Source organism: Kitasatospora sp. NPDC048298 (assembly GCF_043201465.1).
In the GTDB taxonomy this organism is placed as follows: domain Bacteria; phylum Actinomycetota; class Actinomycetes; order Streptomycetales; family Streptomycetaceae; genus Kitasatospora.
Window position 1 is genome coordinate 155,058 of the sequence record NZ_JBICYZ010000014.1, and the last position, 6,058, is coordinate 161,115.

The 6,058-nt window shown below is 71.3% G+C and carries 5 protein-coding genes; all 5 read left to right on the plus strand.

The window, feature by feature from the left end; translation table 11 throughout:
• Window positions 1-3 precede the first annotated feature (3 nt).
• Entirely contained in the window at window positions 4-1,623 is a 1,620-nt protein-coding gene (locus ACGF0D_RS14500) for an NADH-quinone oxidoreductase subunit M (RefSeq protein WP_392882279.1), read from the plus strand.
• Window positions 1,620-3,257 carry an NADH-quinone oxidoreductase subunit NuoN gene (nuoN, locus tag ACGF0D_RS14505; protein WP_392882277.1) on the plus strand — a complete coding sequence of 546 codons (1,638 nt, stop codon included), beginning with the start codon at window positions 1,620-1,622 and terminating at the stop codon, window positions 3,255-3,257. The genes ACGF0D_RS14500 and nuoN overlap by 4 nt, the downstream gene beginning before the upstream one ends.
• Before the next feature lie 311 nt (window positions 3,258-3,568).
• On the plus strand, window positions 3,569-4,579 hold the full coding sequence (locus tag ACGF0D_RS14510; RefSeq protein ID WP_392882275.1) for a polyprenyl synthetase family protein: 1,011 nt from the start codon (window positions 3,569-3,571) through the stop codon (window positions 4,577-4,579).
• A 115-nt stretch (window positions 4,580-4,694) separates the two neighbouring features.
• Window positions 4,695-5,357 (plus strand): response regulator transcription factor, encoded by a 663-nt coding sequence (locus tag ACGF0D_RS14515; RefSeq protein ID WP_359827817.1) that lies wholly within the window; start codon window positions 4,695-4,697, stop codon window positions 5,355-5,357.
• Window positions 5,358-5,603: 246 nt separating this feature from the next.
• Window positions 5,604-6,058, plus strand: a 455-nt coding sequence (locus ACGF0D_RS14520) for a 2-oxoacid:acceptor oxidoreductase family protein (RefSeq protein WP_392915986.1), incomplete at its 3' end; no start/stop codon positions are given.

Consider the following 6,058-nt stretch of genomic DNA (forward strand, 5'->3'; position numbering starts at 1 on the left):
GGCATGAGCGTCCTACTGACCGCCACCTGCGCCGTCCCGGCGGCCGGCGCGGTGCTCACGGCCGCGCTGCCCGCCGGGTCCTCCGAGAGCCGGCGCAGGACCACCAAGGCCGTCGCGCTGGGCGTCTCGGTCGTCACCCTGGCGCTGGCCGCCGTGGTGGCGACCCGGTTCGACCCGCACGGCACCCGCTTCCAGCTGAACGAGTCGTACAGCTGGATCCGCTCCTTCGGCGTCAACTTCTCGCTCGGCGTGGACGGCATCGGAGCCGTGCTCGCCCTGCTCACCGCCGTGCTCGTGCCGCTGGTGATCCTCGCCTCCTGGCACGACGCCGACCCGGGGCCGGCCGGGCCCGACGGCAGCTTCGAGAACAGGCGCCGCACCCAGGGCTTCTTCGCCCTGATCCTCGCGGTGGAGGCGATGGTGGTCGTCTCCTTCTACGCCACCGACGTCTTCGTGTTCTACGTGTTCTTCGAAGCCATGCTGATCCCGATGTACTTCCTGATCGGCGGCTTCGGGGACCGCGCGGGCGGTCCCGAGTCGGCGCGCCAGCGCTCCTACGCGGCCGTGAAGTTCCTGCTCTACAACCTGCTCGGCGGCCTGGTGATGCTGGCCGCGGTGATCGGCCTGTACGTGATCGCGCAGGACCAGGGCTTCGGCACCTTCGACCTGCCGACGCTGACCTCGGCGATCGCCGACGGCCGGCTCCAGCTGACCGGCACCGCCGAGAAGGCGCTGTTCCTGGGCTTCTTCTTCGCCTTCGCGGTGAAGGCCCCGCTGTGGCCGCTGCACACCTGGCTGCCGAACGCGATGGGCGAGTCCACCGCCGGCACCGCGGTGCTGATCACCGCCGTGGTGGACAAGGTCGGCACCTTCGCGATGCTGCGCTTCTGCCTCGGGCTGTTCCCGGACGCCTCGAAGACCTTCGCCCCGGCGATCCTGGTCCTCGCGCTGGTCGGGATCGTCTACGGCGCGCTGCTGGCGGTCGGCCAGAAGGACATCAAGCGCCTGGTGGCGTACGCCTCGATCTCGCACTTCGGCTTCATCATCATGGGTGTCTTCGCCCTGACCAGCCAGGGCCAGAGCGGCGCCACCCTGTACATGGTCAACCACGGCCTGTCCACGGCGGCGTGGATGCTGGTGGCCGGGTTCCTGATCTCCCGTCGCGGCTCGCGGCTGATCGCCGACTACGGAGGTGTGCAGAAGGTCGCTCCGGTGCTCGCCGGGACGTTCCTGATCGGCAGCCTGGCGACGCTGTCGCTGCCCGGGCTCGCCCCGTTCGTCAGCGAGTTCCTGGTGCTGGTGGGCACCTTCACCCGCTACCCGGCGATCGGCGTCGTGGCCACCTTCGGCATCGTGCTGGCCGCGCTGTACGCCCTGCTGCTGTACCAGCGCACCATGACCGGCCCGGTGAAGGAGGGCGTGCGCACCATGCCCGACCTCAAGCTCCGCGAACTCGCGGTGGTCGGCCCGTTGGTGGCGCTGACCATCCTGCTGGGCGTCTACCCCAAGCCGCTCACCGACCTGGTCAACCCGTCGGTGAACGCGACGCTCTCGCAGATCCACCAGACCGACCCGGCGCCGGCCCACCCGGTCGCCGCCACCTCAGGAGGTGAGCAGAAGTGAGCGCCACCGCAGTGCTCGCCGCCGCCGGCGGCAACACCGCCAGCATCCCGGCGCCGCACATCGAGTACGGGCAGCTGTCCCCGATGCTCGTGGTGTTCGCCGCCGCCGTGGCCGGCGTCCTGGTGGAGGCCTTCGTGCCCCGCCGGTACCGGCACTGGACCCAGGTGACGCTCGCCCTGGCCGGACTGGGCGGCGCCTTCGTCGCCGTGGTGGTGCTGGCCGTGCAGAGTCACGGCTTCACCCGGATCGACCTGCTGGCCATGGAGACGGTCGCGATGGACGGCCCGGCGCTGTTCCTCCAGGGCGTGATCCTGCTGGCCTCGGTGGTCGCGGTGCTCACCTACGCCGAGCGGAGGCTGGAGCCCAAGGCCGGCGGCCTGCCCGCCGACGCCTTCGCCGCCCAGGCCGCCGCCACCCCCGGCGGCGAGCAGGAGCGGGCCGCGGTCCGGGCCGGCTTCGCCACCAGCGAGGTCTTCCCGCTCACCATGTTCGCGGTCGGCGGCATGCTGCTGTTCCCCGCCGCCAACGACCTGCTGACCATGTTCGTGGCGCTGGAGGTCTTCTCGCTGCCGCTGTACCTGCTGTGCGCGCTGGCCCGGCGCCGCCGACTGCTCTCCCAGGAGGCGGCGGTCAAGTACTTCCTGCTCGGTGCCTTCGCCTCGGCCTTCTTCCTGTTCGGCACGGCGCTGCTGTACGGCTACGCGGGCAGTGTGAAGCTCGGCGACATCGGGGACGTCATCTCCGGCAAGGCGATGACCACCCCCGCGCAGCTGAGCACCACCCAGAGCGACGCGCTGGTGCTGACCGGCCTGGCGATGCTGGCGGTCGGCCTGCTGTTCAAGGTCGCCGCGGTGCCCTTCCACTCCTGGACCCCGGACGTCTACCAGGGCGCGCCGACCCCGGTGACCGGCTTCATGGCGGCGGCCACCAAGGTCGCGGCCTTCGGAGCCTTCCTGCGGCTGTTCTACGTGGCCTTCCCGGGCCTGCGGCTGGACTGGCGGCCGGTCATGTGGGGCGTGGCGATCCTCACCATGGTGGTGGGCGCGGTGCTCGCGGTCACCCAACAGGACGTCAAGCGCCTGCTGGCGTACTCCTCGATCGCGCACGCCGGGTTCATCCTGACCGGCGTGATCGCCGTCAACAAGCAGGGCATCTCCTCGGTGCTGTTCTACCTGCTGGCGTACGCCTTCGTGACGCTCGGGGCGTTCGCGGTGGTCACCCTGGTGCGCGACTCCAAGGGCGAGGCGACCCACCTGTCCAGCTGGGCCGGGCTGGGGCGGCGTTCGCCGCTGGTGGCGGGGGTGTTCGCGCTGTTCCTGCTGGCCTTCGCCGGAATTCCGCTGACCTCCGGGTTCACCGGGAAGTTCGCGGTCTTCCAGGCCGCGGCCAGTGGGGGGGCGACGCCCCTGGTGGTCGTCGGTGTGCTGAGCTCGGCGGTGGCCGCGTTCTTCTACATCCGGGTCATCGTGCTGATGTTCTTCTCGGACCCGCAGCCCGGCGGCCCCACGGTGGCGATCCCCAGCGCCTTCACGGCGACCGCGATCGGGGTGGGGGTGCTGGTCACGCTGGGTCTCGGGCTGCTGCCCCAGTACTTCCTCGACCTCGCGTCCAAGGCCTCGCTGTTCGTGCGCTGACCTTTACGTCCCCCGCTCTCGACCAGGGCCCCGTCCGGGCCGCGCCCAGTTCGCGCGGCCCGGACGGGTCTTTGTCGGGTACGGGGGCCGGGGGAGTTCCGGGAGCTCTCCCACCTTTATTTCCAGCCGAATTCGCCCCCACCGCCGTCCGGCCCGCACAGCCGCCCTGACCAGGGCATCAGGCCCGATCATGACAGGATCCGCACGCCCGTGCAGTGATCCACTCGCGACCGGATACCCTGCCTGTATGGCCAGCGGCGGCACTCAGGGACCAGGCCGCTAGATCGACCAGGGACAGAGGAGTGGTCTTCGTGACCGTCGTGGAACCCTTCGGGCTCAGCGTGCAGGACCGCGACCTGACCCGGGATGTCCAGGCCGGACTGGACGCGGTGGAGGCGGCGCTCGGTGAGGCCGTCAAGAGCGACGTCCCCTTCATCACCGTCACCGCCAGTCACCTCCTCGAGGCCGGCGGCAAGCGCTTCCGTCCGCTGCTCCTGCTGCTGGCGGCCCAGTTCGGCGACCCGGGGGCGCCCGGCGTGGTGCCCGCCGCCGTGGTGGTCGAACTGACCCACCTGGCCACGCTGTACCACGACGACGTCATGGACGAGGCGCCGGTGCGCCGGGGCGCCCCGAGCGCCAACTCCCGCTGGGACAACTCGGTCGCGATCCTCACCGGCGACTTCCTGTTCTCCCGCGCCTCCCAGGTGCTCTCCGACCTCGGCCCGGAGGCCGTGCGGATGCAGGCCGAGGCCTTCGAGCGGCTGGTCACCGGCCAGATCCTGGAGACCCGCGGCCCTGGCCAGGACATGGACCCGCTGCTGCACTACCTGGACGTCCTGGAGGGCAAGACCGGCTCGCTGATCGCCGTCTCCTGCCGGATAGGAGCGCTGATGGCCGGTGCCGAGCGCGAGCTGGTGGACACCCTCGGCGAGTTCGGCGAGCGGATCGGCATCGCCTTCCAGCTGGCCGACGACGTGCTCGACATCGCCAGCGACGGCCACGAGTCCGGCAAGACCCCCGGCACCGACCTGCGCGAGGGCGTGCCGACCCTGCCGACCCTGCTGCTGCAGCAGATGCCCGCCGACCCGGCCGACCCGGACGACGCCCGGCTGCGCGAACTGCTCGACCAGGACCTCTCCGACGACGAGCTGCACGCCGAGGCGCTGCGTCTGCTGCGTGCCCACCCCGCGCTGCAGCGCGCCCGCGCCGAGACCCTGCGCCGGGCCGAGGAGGCCCGGGCGCTGCTGGCCCCGCTGCCGGACTGCGCGGCGAAGGCCGCCCTGGAGGGTCTCTGCGACGCGGTGGCGATCCGCACCATGTGAGCCCCGACGGGGGCCGTGCGGGCCCGGCCGCGATGTGGCCGGGCCCGCCCCCTCGGCGCGTCCGGGGATGGGGGAGACTGACTCCCGTCAGCCCACGCCTGCCGGGAAGGTCGTTATGCGTCGCGTCGTCATCGCCGAGGACTCCGTACTGCTGCGGGAGGGACTGACCCGGCTGCTCACCGATCGCGGCCTGGAGGTCGTGGCCGGGGTCGGGGACGGCGACGCCCTGGTGAAGACCATCCACGACCTGGCCGCGGCCGACGCCCTGCCGGATGTCGTGGTCTCCGACGTGCGGATGCCCCCGAGCCACACCGACGAGGGCCTGCGGGCCTGTGTGGAGCTGCGCGGCCGCTACCCGCAGCTGGGCGTGCTGGTGCTGTCGCAGTTCGTGGAGGAGCGCTACGCCTCCGAGTTGCTGGCCGGCTCCACCCGGGGCGTCGGCTACCTGCTCAAGGACCGGGTCGCCGAGGTGCGCGAGTTCGCCGACGCGGTGGTCCGGGTCGCCGAGGGCGGCACCGCGCTGGACCCCGAGGTGGTGCAGCAGCTCCTCAGCCGCAGCCGCAAGGGCGACGTTCTGGCCAATCTCACGCCGCGCGAGCGCGAGGTGCTCGGGCTGATGGCGGAGGGCCGCACCAACGCCGCGGTGGCCAGGCAGCTGGTGGTCTCGGACGGCGCGGTGGAGAAGCACGTCAGCAACATCTTCCTCAAGCTGGGTCTGGCGCAGAGCGCCGAGGACCACCGCCGGGTGCTGGCCGTGCTCACCTACCTCAACTCCTGACACCCGCCTCGTTGAGCGCATCTCGGCCAAGGTTCGCCAGGTGTCTCGCGCCCGCCCGCCCGAGCCGGAATGATCTCCGGCAGGCGGGTGTTGACGCTTGTGTGCTGTGTTGCCGCGGGCCGGTGAATTAACTGCCGTGGCTCCGGCCGCCGTCGAGTCGGCCCGCATAGGATGCGAGAGGTGCACCAGGCGGACGGGGCACGGGGCCGCGCCCGCGGTGGTGCGCCCACGAGGAGGTCCGCGGCAGTGACCAGTCAGGTCGATCAGTCAGAGGCAGTGGACGGACCGGACGGCGACGAGACCCGCGCCGGGAGCGGTGGTGTCCGCTCGGGTTCGGCTGCTCCCGCGGGACCGCCGGCCACGGGCGGCCCTCCGGTGAAGCCGGGCAAGCCGATCCGCAGACTCGATCGGGTGATCATTCGTTTCGCCGGTGATTCCGGTGACGGCATGCAGCTGACCGGTGACCGTTTCACTTCGGAGACGGCGTCGTTCGGTAACGACCTGTCGACGCTGCCGAACTTCCCGGCGGAGATCCGGGCGCCTGCCGGGACTCTTCCGGGTGTCTCCTCCTTCCAGTTGCACTTCGCGGACCATGACATCCTGACTCCGGGTGACGCGCCGAACGTGCTGGTCGCGATGAATCCGGCGGCGTTGAAGGCGAACCTGCCGGACCTGCCGCGCGGCGCGGAGATCATCGTCAA

Excerpts from the sequence above, each read along its gene's own strand:
- ACGF0D_RS14500 (WP_392882279.1), top strand. The coding sequence starts at position 4 with ATGAGCGTCCTACTGACCGCCACCTGCGCCGTCCCGGCGGCCGGCGCG.
- ACGF0D_RS14515 (WP_359827817.1), top strand. The coding sequence starts at position 4,695 with ATGCGTCGCGTCGTCATCGCCGAGGACTCCGTACTGCTGCGGGAGGGA.